The organism is Streptococcus intestinihominis (assembly GCF_046824975.1).
Classification (GTDB): domain Bacteria; phylum Bacillota; class Bacilli; order Lactobacillales; family Streptococcaceae; genus Streptococcus.
The window spans coordinates 544121-561808 of sequence record NZ_JBKQBL010000001.1; the positions used below are offsets into that span (position 1 = coordinate 544121).

18 protein-coding genes are annotated in these 17688 nt (G+C 43.3%); 1 reads left to right on the forward strand and 17 read right to left on the reverse strand.

Annotation, left to right across the window (positions count from 1 at the left end; translation table 11 throughout):
* The 13 genes from cpsA to ACLOR3_RS02770 all read right to left on the reverse strand — a co-directional run.
* A partial coding sequence (cpsA, locus tag ACLOR3_RS02710; RefSeq protein ID WP_412036970.1) for an LCP family glycopolymer transferase CpsA occupies positions 1-1377 on the reverse strand: 1377 nt, incomplete at its 3' end.
* 489 nt (positions 1378-1866) lie between these two features.
* Entirely contained in the window at positions 1867-2730 is an 864-nt protein-coding gene (locus ACLOR3_RS02715) for a hypothetical protein (RefSeq protein ID WP_195324243.1), read from the reverse strand.
* A 156-nt stretch (positions 2731-2886) separates the two neighbouring features.
* Positions 2887-4422 carry a cardiolipin synthase gene (gene cls / locus ACLOR3_RS02720; RefSeq protein ID WP_195324244.1) on the reverse strand — a complete coding sequence of 512 codons (1536 nt, stop codon included), beginning with the start codon at positions 4420-4422 and terminating at the stop codon, positions 2887-2889.
* Between the two features lie 265 nt (positions 4423-4687).
* Positions 4688-5110: an SP_0198 family lipoprotein gene (locus ACLOR3_RS02725; RefSeq protein ID WP_411400167.1), complete on the reverse strand. Its 423-nt coding sequence runs from the start codon at positions 5108-5110 to the stop codon at positions 4688-4690.
* Positions 5111-5231: 121 nt separating this feature from the next.
* Complete coding sequence (locus ACLOR3_RS02730; protein ID WP_411400168.1) at positions 5232-6479, reverse strand: bifunctional folylpolyglutamate synthase/dihydrofolate synthase; 1248 nt, start codon at positions 6477-6479, stop codon at positions 5232-5234.
* A 224-nt stretch (positions 6480-6703) separates the two neighbouring features.
* Positions 6704-7015: a DUF1292 domain-containing protein gene (locus tag ACLOR3_RS02735; RefSeq protein WP_006595405.1), complete on the reverse strand. Its 312-nt coding sequence runs from the start codon at positions 7013-7015 to the stop codon at positions 6704-6706.
* 17 nt (positions 7016-7032) lie between these two features.
* Positions 7033-7452: a Holliday junction resolvase RuvX gene (ruvX, locus tag ACLOR3_RS02740; RefSeq protein ID WP_023027379.1), complete on the reverse strand. Its 420-nt coding sequence runs from the start codon at positions 7450-7452 to the stop codon at positions 7033-7035.
* Positions 7452-7718 carry an IreB family regulatory phosphoprotein gene (locus tag ACLOR3_RS02745; protein WP_006597020.1) on the reverse strand — a complete coding sequence of 89 codons (267 nt, stop codon included), beginning with the start codon at positions 7716-7718 and terminating at the stop codon, positions 7452-7454. The genes ruvX and ACLOR3_RS02745 overlap by 1 nt, the downstream gene beginning before the upstream one ends.
* Positions 7719-7859: 141 nt before the next feature.
* On the reverse strand, positions 7860-8411 hold the full coding sequence (locus tag ACLOR3_RS02750) for an SP0191 family lipoprotein (protein ID WP_411400169.1): 552 nt from the start codon (positions 8409-8411) through the stop codon (positions 7860-7862).
* A gap of 9 nt (positions 8412-8420) precedes the next feature.
* Positions 8421-9014 carry an SP0191 family lipoprotein gene (locus ACLOR3_RS02755; protein ID WP_314369303.1) on the reverse strand — a complete coding sequence of 198 codons (594 nt, stop codon included), beginning with the start codon at positions 9012-9014 and terminating at the stop codon, positions 8421-8423.
* Between the two features lie 184 nt (positions 9015-9198).
* Complete coding sequence (gene spx, locus ACLOR3_RS02760) at positions 9199-9597, reverse strand: transcriptional regulator Spx (protein ID WP_006595399.1); 399 nt, start codon at positions 9595-9597, stop codon at positions 9199-9201.
* 87 nt (positions 9598-9684) lie between these two features.
* On the reverse strand, positions 9685-10827 hold the full coding sequence (gene recA, locus ACLOR3_RS02765; protein ID WP_125335103.1) for a recombinase RecA: 1143 nt from the start codon (positions 10825-10827) through the stop codon (positions 9685-9687).
* A gap of 119 nt (positions 10828-10946) precedes the next feature.
* Positions 10947-12215, reverse strand: a complete 1269-nt coding sequence (locus ACLOR3_RS02770; RefSeq protein ID WP_411400170.1) for a competence/damage-inducible protein A — start codon at positions 12213-12215, stop codon at positions 10947-10949.
* Positions 12216-12591: 376 nt separating this feature from the next.
* Between ACLOR3_RS02770 and ACLOR3_RS02775 the strand changes: the two genes are divergently transcribed.
* Complete coding sequence (locus ACLOR3_RS02775) at positions 12592-13629, forward strand: S66 family peptidase (protein ID WP_125826775.1); 1038 nt, start codon at positions 12592-12594, stop codon at positions 13627-13629.
* Between the two features lie 54 nt (positions 13630-13683).
* Here ACLOR3_RS02775 and ACLOR3_RS02780 read toward each other — a convergent pair whose 3' ends face one another.
* From ACLOR3_RS02780 to mutL, 4 genes are read right to left on the reverse strand one after another with little or no spacing between them, the layout of a single operon-like run.
* Entirely contained in the window at positions 13684-14247 is a 564-nt protein-coding gene (locus tag ACLOR3_RS02780) for a DNA-3-methyladenine glycosylase I (protein WP_411400171.1), read from the reverse strand.
* A 1-nt stretch (position 14248) separates the two neighbouring features.
* On the reverse strand, positions 14249-14818 hold the full coding sequence (locus ACLOR3_RS02785) for a hypothetical protein (RefSeq protein WP_411400172.1): 570 nt from the start codon (positions 14816-14818) through the stop codon (positions 14249-14251).
* The gene (gene ruvA, locus ACLOR3_RS02790) at positions 14818-15411 is read right to left on the reverse strand and encodes a Holliday junction branch migration protein RuvA (protein ID WP_003009115.1); all 594 of its coding nucleotides are present in this window, start codon (positions 15409-15411) and stop codon (positions 14818-14820) included. Before ruvA ends, ACLOR3_RS02785 begins: the two co-directional genes overlap by 1 nt.
* A 20-nt stretch (positions 15412-15431) precedes the next feature.
* Entirely contained in the window at positions 15432-17381 is a 1950-nt protein-coding gene (gene mutL / locus ACLOR3_RS02795) for a DNA mismatch repair endonuclease MutL (RefSeq protein WP_411400173.1), read from the reverse strand.
* Positions 17382-17688 lie beyond the last annotated feature (307 nt).

A 17688-nucleotide genomic window follows, 5' to 3' on the forward strand; every position in this document is an offset into this window, starting at 1 on the left:
CGCATATGAAGGCAAGTCATTTCGTCCTTGTCCAGTGACAGCTTGTGAAGTCACCTTGTAGCTTCCACCAGTCTCCAACTGTGTATTGACCAAATTCATAATGGTTGGCAAGGGCATATTGGTTTGTAAGGAATCTTGTAAACCAGAAACGATTTCGTTGTAATTGCTCAATGCTTTGGTCGATGTTAATTTATGGATAATGGCTGCGATGACTTTTTCTTGGTTCTTCCCACGATCGTTGTCTCCACCTTCGAGAGAGTAGCGTTCACGGACAAAGCCAAGGGCCTGTTCCGAATTCAAGTGGACTTTCCCTACAGGGAAGTGGTAGTTCCCGTGTAGACTTGTAAACTCTTGATCATTTTCTACATCAATCCCTCCGACGAGGTCGACAAGCTTCAAGAAGGATGTGAAGTTCAAGCGGACATAGTAGTCAATCTTGATGTCGTACAGATTTTCTAAGGTATGAATAGACGCATCTACTCCGTAAATCCCAGCGTGGGTCAACTTATCCCCTTGGTTGTTCCCGCCATCAGCAATTGGAACATAGGCGTCACGCGGAGTCGTGGTCAGCAAGACTTGCTTGGTCTTTCGATTGACCGTCATGATAATATTGACATCAGACCGAGAAACCGAAGTGACTGGACCGTAAGTGTCAATCCCGCTGACATAGATGTTAAAGGTATCCGCATTGGCATCTGCCTTTGCCTTGGTTTCCACTTGGCGACGAATCTTGTAAGAGTAGATTTTCTTTATTTTTTTTGCGTAGTCAGCATCCACACTTGCTACAGTATCTTCAAAGGTACTATTCAAGGCGATGGCTTTCGTCTTGTCTTCTTGTAGGGCCTGGTAGGCTGCCGCATAAGATTCCACATCTTCGATGGTCAGGTCATGCTGGCGCGTTTTCTTCACTTCCTCTACTAGGGCCATCAGATCATCTGCATTATTATTCCCCGTAGGCGCTGCCACACTGCTGATTTCTTTGATATCTTGGATTGGACTATCTGCTTTAACATAGACAGCCATCTCAAACTCCGTATAATTGGCATTTCTGTTCACATTTCCAGCGACATCGACCAACTGTTGGGTAACATAGGTTCCCACAGAGGTTCCTAGCAAGCCTAGGACCAATAAAAATAGCGTCATCTTTTTAGCCTTGCCTGCAAGGATCAAACCCAAGGTTAAAAAAAGTCCGCCAACCAGCAAGGCCGTCACAAGGATATTCAAATAGCGGAAGGCTAGGATATTGTAGCTAAAGACATTATAAAGAAAGAGCCCAGCCACAAGTAGCGTTAAGACCCAGAGACCGCTATTGACAATCCGTAGCTGATCCCAACTGCTAGTTCTAGTTGAGCGTTTGTTTTTTCTGCTTTGATTCATTTTATCCCCCATACTATTTTCTTAAATATTATAACATAAAATCATCCTAAAAATCGGAATCTAGGCCCAATTCTCCACTATTAATTTTATACTATTCTGAGCTCTCTGTACAGCAATATGGGACAAAGAAATGAGTAAATAAAAAAGGTGAGTTTCCTCACCTTTTTGAATGTAGATAAACTATTATTTTACATAAAACAGCTAGTTACTCTTCAAAAATGATTTATTTTGCCATTTAAGAAGATTAAAAACTTTCCGCTGTGAGAAAAGTGCCTGAAACACAATAGTTTCAGGCACTCGGGAGTTTTGAGAGTAAAACAGTTTGGGAAACTGTTTTAGCCCGAGCCCAGAAATTAAAGAGCGAGGGGGCTCAAAACTAAGTCATGGAACTTCTTCGAAGTTCGCTGACGTCCGCACTCACCTAAGGAAAGTTTTTCGGAAGACTTTATCTTCAATCTGAAGGTGAGAAAACTCACCTTTTGTATAGATTTATACTTTATCTTTTGAGGTTGAACTTGTATCTGAATCCTTGCTAGTTGAGTCACTCTGTGAGGAATTGCTTCCTTTACGAGTTTCAGCTCCATCAGCAGAATATTCGTTTACAAAGATTTCCTTACGCAATTCAAGGAAGCTTTCATCGCTAAGGATGTAACGTCCTTCTTTGGTTTTAGTCAATTCCAAAGTGTACTCGCGTGGTTCGATGTAACCAAAGTCTTCATTCAAACGGTCAAATGCATAGTAGAACAAGAAGTTGTTCAATAGAGACAAGCGTTTTTCTAGATCTGGATCTGTGTTGTCTTCTAATTTTTTAACATCTTCAATTCCATTTTCAAACAGACTAGATTTTGCACGGTTGATTAAGTTAGCCAAGTCACGTGTTGCAATCGCACGAGATTTGAAGGTAACTGTCGCAGTATCTCCTTCGTCTTCAACCTTAGTAATTTCATAGTCATCACCAATCGTTGCTAACACTTTGAAACGAGCTTGGTCAAACAATTCCAAGATTTTTTCTGGAGTGAATGTTTCAGTTGTCAGTTCAAGCGTGAAGTCTTCTGCAGGTAGATATTTTGATGCATTTTCATCAACAAATTTTTCAGTAATTTGTTTTTTCCACTTGTCAACTGATGTTCCCATCAAAGTTGTGAAACCAGAAGAATGGTCAGTGAAGATGGCACGAAGAATGATATCTCCATCTTTCTCAATTTGTTTTTTTGTTTTTTCTTCTTTTGATTCGCTAGATTGTTCTACCTTGTCCTCTTTGGCTGGTTTTTTCTCAGTAGCTGGTTTTGACGAACAAGCTGCCAACAACAACAAGCAGGCTGGTAAGACACCATATTTTACGAGCTTTTTCATAAGTTCTCCTTATTTTTTATAGATTATGTTCATTATACCAAAAATAGCCCCCTTGAACATTCTTAGACAAACCTATGTAAAGAAATTGTAATATTTTGTCTCTCCTTCGTAATAAAAAAATCCCTTCTCTTGAGAAGGGATCTAATCGCCTATCGCCTATAGCATGGGCGCAAATAACTGCATAATTTCTTTGATCAAATGCTGGTACCAGGTGATCCGGAAAGTGTCCAACTGGATCTGCTGAGATACGGAGAATATCTCTTCAAAATCTGCTCGGATCTTGGTCAATTCTGGGCTTCGATACATCCAGACAGCATTCTCATAGTGATGAACTAGGCTCCGATAGTCAAAGTTAATGGTCCCGACTACTGCGACTTCATCGTCGGCCAATACTTGCTTGCTATGGATAAAGCCTGGGGTGTATTCATAAATTTTCACCCCTGCTTCCATCAGGTCTGGATAAGCCCCTCGTGTAACGATTTGGATCAATTTTTTATCCGGAATGAAAGGGGTCACGATGCGTACATCGACACCACGGAGAGCCGCATTTCGAATATCTTCGGTCAAATCATAATCAATGATTAAATAAGGGGTCGTAATGTAGACATAGTCTGTTGCCTGATTGATGATATTCTGATACACAGACTTACCAACCTGGGACTTGTAGATGGGTTTCGGTCCACTCCCAAAGGGGATATAGAAGCCTTCTCCATCTACCGCTTGGTTTTCCATATGGTATTTATCGAAATCTTCAATCTCTCCCTGGTTGATGTACCAGTTCATGAGAAAGAGTCGCGTCAAGGCCTTGACAGCTCGACCGTCCAAGCGCACTGAACTATCCTTCCAATGACCGAAGCGTTCTCTCTGGTTGATATACTCATCCGCTAGGTTAACGCCACCCGTATAGCCAATCTGGCCATCAATGACCAGGATCTTGCGGTGGTCTCGATTGTTATAAGCCACCGTCAATCGTGGCACCACCTTGTTAAACTTATGGGCATCAATGCCTAACTTGCGCAAGCGTCTGGTGTAGTTTCCCTTCAGGGTCGCCATACAGCCAATATCATCGTAGAGCAGCTTCACTTCGACCCCTTCTTTGACTTTCTCAAGTAGAATCTCTAGGATGCTGTTCCACATGAGACCTTCCTCGATGATATAGAATTCGAGAAAGATAAATTTCTTGGCTGAGCGCAAATCCTCCAACAATTGTGGGAGCATCTGGTCCCCTAGTGGGAAAAAGGTCGAAGCCGTCCCATTGTAGAGGTCTGCGTTGTGGTCCATGGACAGAATAGACTTGACCATCCCATAGACGCTCTTACTCTCTTCTTTCAATTGCAGGCGAAGCTCACGGCTGTTGTCCTCACGGAAATTCATGGATTCCATATTTTCCAACTGGACCATTTCTTTTTTGGACAGACGCCGTTCCCCAAACATGAGGTAAAGAAGGGAACCAAAGACAGGGATGACGGCGATTAAGAGCCAGGTCACCTTGCTCTCTGGAGGCATATTTCGGTTGACGATCGCCAAAATGGTCGAGATATACAAAAGGACCATGATGGTGACAGACATCCAGTTGGGGAACCATTCATTTAACCAAAAGAAGGCCGCAAAGGACAGCCAGAGTTCAAACCCCATAAAGAGGATACTGAACCCATATTTGGACATTAACAATCGAATCTTTCGAAAACTCACCCTCATTCTCCTTCTTTTATAATCCCTACTAGTATACCAGTTCTAAGAAGGGAGCGCAAACCCGATAAAATGAAAAAAGAGGCTGGGACAAAAGTCCTAGCCTCTCAATTGTCTTTGGATTATCGAGCAAGACGCAGTGGTTGAGTGGGCTCTACTACGCTGATTTCATCAGCTTTCACAGCCCTACTCAACTGTGCGGAGGTGGGACGACGAAATCGAATGCTAACGAATTACCGATTTCTGTCCCACTCTCACTTCTGCTAGTTTATTGCTTGGTCAGAACGATCGTATCCTGATTACCCAAGTCTTGATCCGCTTCTTTCAGGGTCAGTTGTTGCCCCTCCAATTGATAGCGATAGCCATCATCTCCGATAAAGAGGATCTGGTTGGCAGCATCTAGCTTGACCTGTTTCAGCTCTTGCTCTCCATCTGCCTCTACAGCCGTCCAAGTCCCTGAATCACCAGCGATGACGAGGGTCACTTGATCGCTTTCATCCATTCCTATATAGGTTCCGTCCAGACCTGTTTGATTAACCTGCGGACTAGTCGTTATCTGTTGAGAAGAAGTTGCCGTTGTGGTCGTCGCACTTGATGACGTGTTCGTTTGCGATGGTGTTTGCTGGTTTGAACACGCTCCAAGTAGGAGGACTGTAGCTGTTGCTAATAAAGCAGTTACTTTCTTTGCCATGGATGGTCTCCTTTCGCGCCAACTTTTCAACGGACTTCCCCGTTCATTTGTGGCTCACCTTTAGTATACGTTAGAGCCTGTTTTTGGTCAATCTTTATGACTGGCCGATGAGAGTTGCTACCTATAAAGGATTCTTTCCCTGCTCTAATAGATATGCGCGAACTTCGGAAATAAAGTAGAGAGAGCCAGTGACAAAGAGCACCTCTTGACCATCTTGTCGGCTATAAAAATCTTGCAAATAATCTCTGAAATCCGCCACATAAGGATAGCCTAAGCCATCCGCCTCTTGGACCACTTCCCCATAAGCAAAGGTCGTCACCGTCAAGTCCGCCTCCGGCAAATCGTTTGCAAAGATCTCCAACATTCCCTGGTAATCCTTGCGTTTTAAAGCACCAAAGAGGATCTTCACGCGCTTATCTGAAAAAGTGCGGGCATATTCGACCAAGCGATGGATGGCATGGGGGTTATGAGCGCCATCTAGATAGATGCCTTGGCTAAAGTTTTCCAGACGACCCGGCCAGCTAGTCGCTTGCAAAGCCTCCCGAACACCGTTTTCATCGACCGCCAGACCTCTCTGCTCCATGAAGAGGAGAAAGGCTTCGAGAGCCACCGCAGCATTCTCTTCCTGATAAGCTCCATTGAGCCCAATTTTCAGTGAGTCAAACCGATGCTGCGCATCTTGAAAGACGCCCTTCACCAGTTGGAAATCTTCTCCATAGCGAGCCAGCGGACAGCCTATTGCCTGGGCCTTTTCTATGCAGACTTGCTCAGCCTCTTTAGCCAGTGGACCGATAACAGCCGGCTTCCCGGCTTTAAAGATCCCAGCTTTTTGCCTAGCAATGGCCTCTAGGCTTCCTCCCAAGGTCTCCTGATGATCCAGCCCTACTGAGGTGATCACTGCTACCTCTCCTGTGATGACATTGGTCGTATCAAGGAGGCCTCCGATCCCAACCTCGATTAAGGCCAGGTCTACTTTTTGTTCATGGAAATACAAAAAGGCCAAGAGGGTGATGATCTCAAAGTAAGAGAGTTGGTCGTGGGTCTCGAGAAGCTGAGACTCCATCGCTTGGATGCTCTGACCCAAGCGAATCAGATCTTGATCCGAAATTGGTTGCCCATTGATACAAATCCGATCATGCATACTAACAATATGCGGAGAAGTAAAGGTCCCGACTTTTAGGCCATGTTGTTGGAATAGCTGGCGCATAAACGCAATGGTCGAGCCCTTACCGTTGGTCCCCGTCACATGGATCATCGGAACAGCTTCATGAGGGTCCCCTAAGAGCTTTACAGCCTGTTGCATCCGCCCCAAGCCTGAACGAAAATTGAGTCCAATTCGGCTATTCATCCATTCTTCAATTTGATTCATATCTTTCTCCTAAAAGAAAAGAGCGATCAAGCCTTGTTGCTGGCTCACGCTCTGCTATTTCTTTGGTTTCTTATTTCACTTCCAATATTTTTAGAAGTTGGGCTAAAAACGTCCCCCGGACTTCCTGCTTTTTCTTGTTTCTTGAAGCAGGGCTAAAAACATCCACTGGACTTACTTGCGGTCCTTGTTTCTAGCGCAAGGGTAAAAATGTTCACTGAACATTTTTACTCCTCCATAAAGCTGTTGAAGACTTCTTCAATCATGTTCCATTCATCATCTGAATCTTCTGGGATTGGTTGAAGGTCGCCTTCTGTTCCGTCTTCGTTTTCAGTAAATGAGTAAGCTTGGATTTCTACTTCACCGTTTTCATCTTCTTCTGCATTTGCAGGAATCAAAAGAACATAGTTTTTACCAAATTCTTCTTTTCCATCAATGGTCAAAAGGATTTCAAACAAGGTTTCGTTTCCTTGCTCATCTACCAATGTAATCAATTCGCGTTCGTCATGGTTGTGGTCATGATCATGATTGTGTGCCATCTTATTTCCTCTTTTTTCTAAAATTTTCGATCTAAATAATTTTGCAAAATCAACTGGGCAGCCAATTTATCAATTACTTTTTTTCGCTTATTTCGGCTAATATCCGCTTGCTCAATCAGCATCCGCTCTGCGGCAACGGTCGTCAAACGCTCATCTTGATACTCAACCGGCAAGTTGAATAACTCTTCAAGGCGCTTTCCATAAGCTTGACTCGCTTCCACTCGAGGACCGCTTGTGTTGTTCATGTTTTTCGGCAAACCAACGACAAAACGATCAACCCGGTATTCCTTCACCAGTTCAGAGAGACGGTCAAAACCAAACTCTCCTTTCTCCTCATCAATCTGAATAATCTCCAGACCTTGAGCAGTAAAACCTAATGGATCACTGATGGCTACTCCGACAGTTTTCGAGCCAACGTCTAGTCCCATAATTCTCATTAGAGATCGATCCCTTGCCCTTTCAAGTAGTAACGAACCAATTCTTCAACAATTTCATCTCGTTCGTACTTACGAATTTGGTTGCGAGCGTTGTTATAACGAGGTACATAAGCAGGATCACCACTGAGTACATAACCAACGATTTGATTGATTGGATTGTAGCCCTTCTCATCCAAAGATAAGTAGACATCCTTTAATGTATCACTAATTTCTTTACGGTTTGAATCGTCAAGATTAAAACGTACTGTTTCGTCTGTAAATCCCACAATACCACCCTCTTTCTTTATATTCATACTATTATATCATAATTTCCATACTTTCTCAAACGAAAATTACTGATTTCATGGGCTTTCTTGGACTTTTCATCACTTGTTTCCGAAAGCAATCTTCTGCAGTTTTCAATGACTTTATTTTACTTCTTTAAAGCCATTCTTTTCCATGTTTTTGATGAAGAGCGTTGGAGAATAGGTCTTGATCATTTTGCAAATTTCTCCCAAGTCTTCGCTGTTTTTAATGTCATCGAAGTCTACTTTATCAGGATCAATCTCAATCTCAGAGACCATTGCTTCACCTGTCCAATCTGATGTCACGGTGATTCCATCGTAGTCTCTCAATTCATCAATGCCACCTTCTCCTTCGTAACCTTCGATCAAGGCTTGCTTGGCACCTTCTTTATCATCCTCAGCATCAATCATCTTCTTGATTTCAGCTTTGAATTCGTCCGACACATGAGTCGCTAGTTTGATGGAAACTTTTTTGTATTTCTTTCCTTGGTAGGATACGGTCACTGTGATTTCCTGTTTACCTACCACATCAACCTCATCAACATCTCTGTCAATCTTAAAGGTCCGAGTGATGACGCTATCTTTCGATAGGGAGTTGCCCCCTTTTGATTGAGAATTTCCACAACCTACCAAGATAAGCAATCCAGCAACGACCAGTAATAGAAATCTTTTCATGTTTTCTCCTTATTCTTCTTTTGCTCCATTACGGAGTAGATTATTCATATATTCTGTTGGTGTCAACTTCAACAAATCTGCAATATTAGCCGATTTGAAGTACTCTAACTCAACCGCTTTTTTAGTATCCAACTGGGTGAAATCATAGGTGATGACCGTTTGGTATTCATTTTCATTTGGTACGGTCAGTTCAATGGTAAAGCCTGGAAGAGTCCGGGCTTGTTTGAGTTGTTCATCCTTGTCCATCGACTCCACCATCAATCGTTGGGCTTCTTCGAGGCCGACCTCTTGAATGGCTTTTTTCAATTCATCACTAGCAGGAGTGGTATTGGTCATGACCAATTTTTGTAATTGTTCCCCTTGATAGGTGATGGTCTGCTCTTGGCGAATACCTTTCTCATCTGTCGGAAGGACAAAATGTTTGGTAAAGACTTGCTGCTCTTCAGCCTTCTCTAACAAATTTCGATTTTCTTTATTGAACGATTCAATTTTAGCACTGTTGGATTTTTGAACACTGGAAGAATCGGTTTTCCCATGTTTCTTCTGTCCACAAGCTGTCAGCGTCAGGAGCAAGACTCCGAGACAAATAAGCTTCTTTTTCATGTTTTCTCCTTTGATAAGCTTCTATAAAAGGGATTTTCCCCACAGAAGTATTGTACCATAGAATGCCCAGCAAAAACATTCTTACAACCATTTTTTCGTGGATTCTTTGGCCAGATACAAAAGAAAAAGTCGAGATCTTGACATCTCGACTCTTCTCAGTAGCTCAATGTTTGGCTACTTGTTCTTATAAGGCTGCTCTTAAGCGAGCCTCTGCATTTTCAACATTTCGTACAGAGCGTGGTAAAAAGGCCCGAATATCATCTTCCTTATAACCAACTTGAAGTCGCTTGTTATCCACTAGGATAGGACTTTTCAAGATTCGTGGTGTTTCTAAGATGATATCGATGACTTCATTCATGCTGAGGTCTTCAATATCGACACCTAGATTCTTAGCGTATCGGTTTTTTGAAGAAACGATACTTGCAATGCCATTTTCTGTTTTGGTCAAAATATCGAGTAATTCTTCTTTTGTAATCCCTTCTTTACCAAGGTTTTGTTCTTTATAGATCAACTGATGAGCATTTAGCCAAGTTTTGGCTTTTTTACAACTCGTGCAACTTGAAACTGTGTAAATTTTAATCATGCATGCACTCCTTTCGCCACACGATAATAACATTGTAGTATATTATACCATAAAAACCATCAGTCTTTCGACCTATTTTAAAAAAAATTACTCTTCAATCTCAATGGCATCATCAAGATCTAGTGTTACTTCTTCAAGAAGTGGGCTTTCAGCTACTTCATCTTGTGCAACTACAGCAGTGTCATCATCGATCAAACCGAAGCGCACGCGCACTTGGTGGTCAATCTCATCAAAAATTTCTGGATGGTCTGCCAAGTACTTCTTAGCATTTTCAGAACCTTGGCCGATCTTCTCACCGTTATAAGAATACCAAGCCCCTGCTTTTTGGATCAAATCAAGGTCTGTTGCAATTTTTAGCAATTCGCCTGTACGTGAAATTCCTTCTCCGTACATGATTTCAACCATGGCTTCTTTGAACGGTGGAGCCACCTTGTTCTTCACAACCTTGATCTTGGTTTCCTTACCAACGTTGGTATCTTTTTGGTCCCCAGTACCTTTGATTTGAGTATTTCCACGAACATCTAGACGAACAGAAGCGTAGAATTTCAGGGCACGACCACCAGGTGTGGTTTCTGGATTCCCAAACATGACCCCAACTTTTTCACGCAATTGGTTGATAAAGATAGCAATGGTCTTGGTCTTGTTGATTGAAGCTCCAAGCTTACGCATAGCCTGGCTCATCATCCGCGCTTGCAAACCAACGTGGCTGTCACCGATATCTCCATCGATTTCTGCGCGTGGAACCAAGGCAGCAACAGAGTCGATTACGACCAAATCAACCGCACCAGAGTCGATCAATTTACCAGCAATTTCAAGTCCTTGTTCTCCTGAGTCTGGTTGAGACAAGAGGAGTTCATCAATGTTAACACCAAGAGCTGCAGCATAAGATGGATCTAGGGCATGCTCGGCATCGATAAAGGCAGCAATGCCTCCTTCTTTCTGTGCTTGCGCTACTGCATGGAGGGCAACGGTTGTTTTACCTGATGATTCTGGACCATAGATTTCGATGATCCGACCTTTTGGATAACCACCAGCACCCAAGGCAATGTCAAGAGCCAAGGAACCAGAGCTCATGACTTGAACTTTCTGTTCTGCGCGTTCGCCCAGACGCATGATGGATCCTTTACCAAAGTCTTTTTCGATCAACTTTAGAGCATCATTGAGCGCTTTTTCACGCTCATCTCCAAATTTCTTAGAGATATCATCTAATTTTTTCTGTTTTTTCGCCATTCTTTTCTCCTATTTTTTACTATACAGGAAATGCATGCAACTCACTGACGTTTTCCGTCATTTGAAAGGCACATTTCCTATCCATTTTTAGAATTATTCTTCATTTGGCACAAGTTTCATTATACCAAATTTTCACCATTTAATACAGCCAAGCGCACCAAATTAAAGGCATGAAGAACTGCAATTTCGCGGACATCCGCCCGGCTACGTCCAGCGATATTGACTTGGACACTATCCACTCCATTTGGAGTCGCAAGTCCGATAAAGACAGTCCCTGCTGGGTGCCCTTCTAGACTATCTGGCCCCGCAACTCCGGTCAGACTAACACCATAATCGGATCCTGTTAACTTACGGGCCTGTGAAGCCATGGCTTGAGCTGTAAAATGAGACACCACTCCATGTTGCTCTAACTCTTGAGCTGGAATAGACAACATCTTGCTTTTTTCTTCCAAACTATAGGTGACAAAACCACCCGCGAAGATGCTGGACGCCCCTGAAAAATCTGCCAAAGTCGCTTGGAACAGGCCAGCCGTCAGGCTTTCTGCAGCTGTAATGGTCTTACCAGTCCCTTTCAAGAGATCAAAGGCAACCTTGGCCATCGAATTGTCATCTCCATAACCGTAAAACAACTCTTGCAAGGGTTGATGATCCAGAGTATGACGGGATAAGATTTCCTTTTCTAAGACATCGAGCTTAGCATCCGCTGAGGCTTGATCCTTCGCCTTTGTAGATAGACGCAAGGTTACTTCTCCCGTCTTGGCATAAGGGGCAACCGTCGGATCACTCTGCTTTTCAATGATATCTGCTAGGATCGTAACTAGCTGGCTTTCCCCAATCCCAAAGAAGCGCAAGACTCTTGAAAAAAGCTCTTCCCCTGTTGTCAAATGAGGCACCAATTGTTCATTGACCATGGGTTTTAACTCACTTGGTGGACCAGGTAGAACGACATAGGTCACACCATTGACTTCAATCAAACCTCCAACCGCGAGACCTGTACGGTTTTGAAGGGGGATTGAACCGGCAATCAATTGTGCTTGTCGCTCATTATTGGGCGTCCGGACATAATCAGGGCGACTTGCAAAGAAGGTGTCGAGTTTGGCAAGCGCTGTCGTATCAAAAACCAGTTCTTTCCCTAAAAACTTAGCAAGGGTTTGCTTGGTCAAATCATCCTCTGTTGGCCCAAGTCCACCACATAAAATCACCAAATCACTGCGTTTTGAAGCCGTCTCAATGGTCGAGAAGAGACGACCTTCATTGTCTCCTACCGCCACATGATAATAGACATCAATCCCTAAACTAGCTAATTTTTCAGACAAGAATTGAGCATTGGTGTTGACAATTTGTCCTGTTAGAATTTCTGTTCCAACTGCAATAATTTCCGCCTTCATGGTGCCTCCTACTTATACTATTCGTAATTTTCATTTCATTTTAACACAATTTCCTAAATTATTTAAAAAACAGATTGAAGATAAAGTCCATTTTGGACAACTTTCTTCAATCTTTTTCTTTTAGAGTATAAAGTAAAAAATTCTTAGAAACACTATTACATCAACATTCCCAAGAGTTTTAACTATGTGGTAATCAACTTCTAAAGGGCTATTTTCTATTGTTGATAGAGCTTATCTATATTCTGAAGCAACCATATCGAGCGGTTGCTTTTTTACTTCTTTCTTGATCTAAAAGCCTTCTTCTGGCTCTAATTCTTGTTGTTTCCCCTCATTTTTTGTGATACAATAGCATCAATTTTTTCTAGGAGGATGAGATGTGGTTTCTACTATTGGTATTATAAGTTTATCTAGTGGGATTATCGGAGAGGACTTTGTAAAGCACGAAGTGGACTTGGGGGTCCAACGACTCAAAGACCTCGGACTCAATCCTATCTTTTTACCTCATTCACTAAAAGGCTTAGACTTTATCAAAGAACATCCCGAAGCTCGTGCGGAGGATTTGATTCAGGCATTTTCTGATGATAGTATCGACATGATCCTATGCGCCATCGGTGGAAACGATACTTATCGCTTGCTACCTTATCTTTTTGAAAATGACCAACTACAAAAGGTTATCAAGCAAAAGATTTTTCTTGGCTTCTCGGATACGACCATGAACCATCTCATGTTGCATAAACTAGGAATCAAGACTTTTTATGGGCAATCCTTTTTAGCAGACATTTGTGAATTAGACAAAGAAATGTTGCCATATAGCTGCCACTACTTTAAAGAATTAATTGAGACTGGTAGAATCTCAGAAATCCGCCCTAGTAACGTTTGGTATGAGGAACGGACTGATTATAGTCCCAAGGCTCTGGGAACACCTCGTGTCAGCCACGCAAATACAGGTTTTGACTTGTTACAAGGCAATGCTCAGTTTGAGGGAGAAATCCTCGGTGGTTGTCTTGAGTCTCTCTATGATATTTTTGACAACTCTCTACACGCAGATAGCACAGACCTCTGCCAAAAATACAAACTTTTCCCTGACTTATCCGACTGGGAAGGAAAGATTCTATTGCTAGAAACAAGTGAAGAAAAGCCTAATCCTGAAGACTTCAAAAAGATGTTGCGGACTTTAAAGGACACTGGTATATTCGAGGTCATCAGTGGACTCTTGGTCGGAAAACCTATGGATGAAACCTTCTATGACGACTATAAGGAGGCTTTAATGGACACCATTGATAGCAATATCCCGATTGTCTATAATCTGAATGTCGGACACGCAACTCCAAGAACAATTGTTCCCTTTGGAGTCCACGCGTATGTAGATGCAACGGAGCAAGTCATTCGCTTTGACTATAACAAAGAAAGCTGAGATGAATTTCTCAGCTTTTTCTATATTCTCAAATACTTTCGCTATCTGTACTAACTACTTGCCACTTTTCCATTCACAATCATTCTCATGGTCATCAACCAGGCCTGCTGCTTGTAGGTAGGATAAAACAGCGACTGGTCCGGTGAACTTAAAACCACGTTTTTTGAGGTCCTTGGATAATTTCTCAGATAAAGGCGTCTTAGCTGGTGCTTGACTGTAGTCCGAGACATCATTGACGATGGTTTTCCCATCTACAAAAGACCAAAGATAGGTGTCAAAAGAACCATACTCCTTCTGAACTTGTAGAAATGCTTGAGCATTGGTGCGCGTCGCAAATATCTTGGCACGATTGCGGATAATTGCTGGATTATTCATCAGATCTTCCAGTTCCTCATCAGTCATGTCTGCAACAGATTGAATTTGGTAACCATGAAAAGCTTCACGGAAAGCCTGCCGTTTATTGAGCACCGTTTCCCAAGATAATCCAGCCTGATAGGTCTCCATACAGAGCAACTCAAAAAGTGCTTGGTCTTCATGGAGAGGCTGTCCCCATTCCTCATCATGGTAGGCTACATAAAGCGGGTTGTTCATTTTAACCCAGCCACAACGTTTTGGCATCTTATTCTCCTATCTTTGAAACGTAGTCAGGCAAAGGAACAGTAGACTTATCCAATAAATTAATCCAACGATTAATATCTGGTGGCAGAGGGTTAAATCTCTCGTCCGTTTGATACCTTACACCATCATCTGTTTCTATTCCAGTTAATGTTTCAATCTGTTCTCGCAGCTGGTCTACAGACACCCAATTAGTCCAACCTTCAAATAAGCTTTCTGGAGCCATTGTTATCCCATACCATTCTTCAAACCATTCAATATAGTCTGCACCTAACAGGTAGAGTTTCTCGAAAGAACAAGATTCATCATTCACTTTTATACTTTCCACTATATTGTCATAATCTACTATGGCAATACTTGCACCACAAAATTCACAAGGAAGTGAGCCAACTTGACCATAGCGAGAACCGCTATGCAAGAATAATCCTATTTGGCTCTGTTGACAATTTTTACAAAACAATGGAAAAACAGTACAGTGTAGCCATAGTGTATCAATCTTCCCGTTCTTAAACTTTATCTTGACATGGTTGCTACTGTTCTTTGCTTCAACTAGATTGATTCGGGCAATCCCCATTATTTCACCAACATCTTAAGGGCAGACTTGATATAGTTCTCTGCTGTATCCGTCGTGCCTTCAAAGAATTTCTTGATTTTCTTAAGCTCCGTTGCCTTGTATCCCAATGCCAACATAGCTTCCATAGCTTCTTCAAGGGCTTGGTTTTCTTCTGCAACTTTGGCTTTGGACTGAGCCGGTGCATCTTCTAGGTCAAGATTGATCTTACCTTCCAGATCCAAGACCATCTGTTGGGCTGTTTTCTTGCCGATCTTCGGAAACTTGGTCAAGTAGGTAATATTCTTGCTTTCGATGGCTTGGACAAGGCCTGCATTGTCATCTGCAGCGATAATAGCCAGAGCTGAGACAGGTCCAATCCCAGAGACTGAGATCAAGTTTAAAAAGAGCTGTTTCTCTTCTTCGGTCGCAAAACCATAGAGAAGATGAGCATCTTCCCGAACCACCTGGTGCAGATAGACTTGCACCTCTTGATTCATTTTTCCAGAGTAGGCATAAGGATTGGCCACATGCAAGAGATAGCCGATTCCAGCTGTTTCTACCACAATGTATTTAGCAGTGATTTTCGTTAAAATTCCTTTAATGTATTCGTACATAATCTTCCTTTATTCTTTGTTTAATACTTGCCCAATTCCCGTAGGCTGGTGTGATTTTCCTGAATGCGTCGGAACATCTTTTCCATATCGGACTTGGTAAAGTTAACCAAGACGGGACGGCCGTGGGGGCAGTTATAAGGGTTGTCACATTGGGACAGTTGGTAGATGAGATCACGTGCGGAGTAATCGTCCAGTGTGTGGTTAGCCTTGATGGAGCGTTTGCAAGACATCATGATGGCCAACTCAGCCCGGTATTTCTTGATGGACACTTCCTTAGTCAAAAGGAGCATGTCACACATTTCATAGATACCCGACTCGATCTCTTCTTCCTTCATCCAGATCGGATGCTCCCGCAAGATCAACTGGTTGGCTCCGTACTCTTCTAAGTAGACGCCCACTTCTTCTAGAAGGTGCTTGCGCTGTTGCAGGCGGATCAGATCGTCTGCAGGGAACTCAAAGATATAAGGGACTAGCAGTTGTTGCTGACTGCCGTCTACGTCCCCGATGCTCTCCCGGTATTCTTCGTATTTGACCCGCTCTTGGGCCGCGTGCTGGTCAATGATGTAGAGGCCCCCATTTCCTTGGGCAAAGAGATAGGTTCCATGCATCTGACCGAAATATTCCAACTCTGGGAAGGTCGAATGTTCTTCTCCTTCCAACTTGTCATAAGCCTTGTCTAGACTAGCTAGATCCAACTCTGGGTGGTCAAGTTGATCATACTGAGGCGCCTTTCGCTCCGCGAATTTGATGGCTGGTGATTTAGCCTCCTGATTTCCCTCTTCTGGGGCAAAGAGAACCGTTTGCTCTGGGATCAATTCACCACTTGGTTGGGATTCCCCAACCTCTGGACGGACAAAGAAGTCTCCCTTGTCTCGGTCGTAATAGAGGCTATTTTCTTTTAGATGGAGGCTGGTCTGGACTGGCTTTTCTGTTCGACGAAGCGTTGACTTAGCTAGATTTTCTAGAGCATCTGGAATCAGATCCTGCTCTTTCAAAGCGGAGACAATGGCCTGGGAGATCAAGGCCATTAGTTCTCGTTCTTTAGAAATACGCACCTCTTGCTTGGTCGGGTGGACATTGACATCGGCTAGATAGGGGTCAATCTGGATATTAATCACCGCTATCGGGAAGCGTCCGACCATGAGTTTACTGCCGTAGCCATCCAAGATGGCCCGATTGAGCAAGAAATTCTTGATGTAACGACCATTGATAAAGAGGCTGATGTAGTTGCGATTGGCCCGGGTCAGTTCTGGCAAAGAGACGAAGCCCGACACTTCAAAGTCCAAATCACCTGTCTCGATGGCAACCATTTTCTTGGCAGTAGCGAGGCCGTAGACTCCTGCGATGGCTTGGCGGAGATTTCCCGTCCCTGCCGTCCGTGTCATTTCATGGCCGTCATTGATCAAGGTAAAGGCAATCTCTGGATGGGCCAGACTCAGGCGGTTGAGAATGTCGACGATATGGGACAACTCTGCCTGTTGGCTCTTCATATATTTGAGGCGGGCTGGTGTATTGAAAAAGAGGTCCTCAACTGTGATTTTAGTCCCCACAGGGCTAGTCGCCGGCTCAAGAGAAGTGATTTCGCCCCCTTTAGCCTCTAGCTTGGTCCCATGACTAGCTCCTTCCTGAGCTGTCAGGATGGTCAGGACACTGACAGAGGCAATAGACGGCAAGGCCTCGCCACGGAAGCCTAGTGTCCGAATGCGAAAGAGGTCGGCTTGACTCTTGATCTTACTAGTGGCATGGCGACGAAGAGCTAATTCCACTTCCTCATGGGCAATCCCTTGTCCATTATCCGTGATTTGAATGCTCTTTAAGCCAGCTTCTTCGATCTCTACGACAATCTGACTAGCTCCCGCATCGATGGAGTTTTCAACCAGTTCCTTGACCACACTAGCAGGGCGCTCGATGACCTCACCGGCAGCGATCTGATTGGCTAGAATTTCTGGTAATTCGATAATCTGTGACATAGCTTCCCCTCTTATGTTTTATACGCGCATAGGTAGAACTATTATACCATATCTACAAGGAAGCCCTACCTTTATAAAACCTTGTGCTCCAGCTCCATTAAAGATACCGTCTTCTACCAGATAAACAGACAAACTGACCGAATATGCGAAAAGCCTTGTCTTGATGCCTGAAAAAGTGTTTAATAGACTTGTAAGCAAGAAGTCCTGCTAGCGGATCGCTTACCTGACGTTAATATGTTAGAAGGGATTTGTATGAAAGTAACAGTTACCATTGACCCCCATTTTCAAGAAGAAGGCGTAGCCATCA

What these genes read in the sequence shown, in the direction of transcription:
- ACLOR3_RS02725 (WP_411400167.1), bottom strand. Translation starts at nt 5,110, where the DNA reads ATGGCAAAGAAAGTAACTGCTTTATTAGCAACAGCTACAGTCCTCCTA.
- spx (WP_006595399.1), bottom strand. Translation starts at nt 9,597, where the DNA reads ATGATTAAAATTTACACAGTTTCAAGTTGCACGAGTTGTAAAAAAGCC.
- ACLOR3_RS02715 (WP_195324243.1), bottom strand. Translation starts at nt 2,730, where the DNA reads ATGAAAAAGCTCGTAAAATATGGTGTCTTACCAGCCTGCTTGTTGTTG.
- ACLOR3_RS02770 (WP_411400170.1), bottom strand. Translation starts at nt 12,215, where the DNA reads ATGAAGGCGGAAATTATTGCAGTTGGAACAGAAATTCTAACAGGACAA.
- recA (WP_125335103.1), bottom strand. Translation starts at nt 10,827, where the DNA reads ATGGCGAAAAAACAGAAAAAATTAGATGATATCTCTAAGAAATTTGGA.
- ACLOR3_RS02785 (WP_411400172.1), bottom strand. Translation starts at nt 14,818, where the DNA reads ATGGGGATTGCCCGAATCAATCTAGTTGAAGCAAAGAACAGTAGCAAC.
- ruvA (WP_003009115.1), bottom strand. Translation starts at nt 15,411, where the DNA reads ATGTACGAATACATTAAAGGAATTTTAACGAAAATCACTGCTAAATAC.
- ACLOR3_RS02730 (WP_411400168.1), bottom strand. Translation starts at nt 6,479, where the DNA reads ATGAATCAAATTGAAGAATGGATGAATAGCCGAATTGGACTCAATTTT.
- ruvX (WP_023027379.1), bottom strand. Translation starts at nt 7,452, where the DNA reads ATGAGAATTATGGGACTAGACGTTGGCTCGAAAACTGTCGGAGTAGCC.
- ACLOR3_RS02755 (WP_314369303.1), bottom strand. Translation starts at nt 9,014, where the DNA reads ATGAAAAAGAAGCTTATTTGTCTCGGAGTCTTGCTCCTGACGCTGACA.
- mutL (WP_411400173.1), bottom strand. Translation starts at nt 17,381, where the DNA reads ATGTCACAGATTATCGAATTACCAGAAATTCTAGCCAATCAGATCGCT.
- ACLOR3_RS02780 (WP_411400171.1), bottom strand. Translation starts at nt 14,247, where the DNA reads ATGCCAAAACGTTGTGGCTGGGTTAAAATGAACAACCCGCTTTATGTA.
- ACLOR3_RS02750 (WP_411400169.1), bottom strand. Translation starts at nt 8,411, where the DNA reads ATGAAAAGATTTCTATTACTGGTCGTTGCTGGATTGCTTATCTTGGTA.
- ACLOR3_RS02735 (WP_006595405.1), bottom strand. Translation starts at nt 7,015, where the DNA reads ATGGCACACAATCATGATCATGACCACAACCATGACGAACGCGAATTG.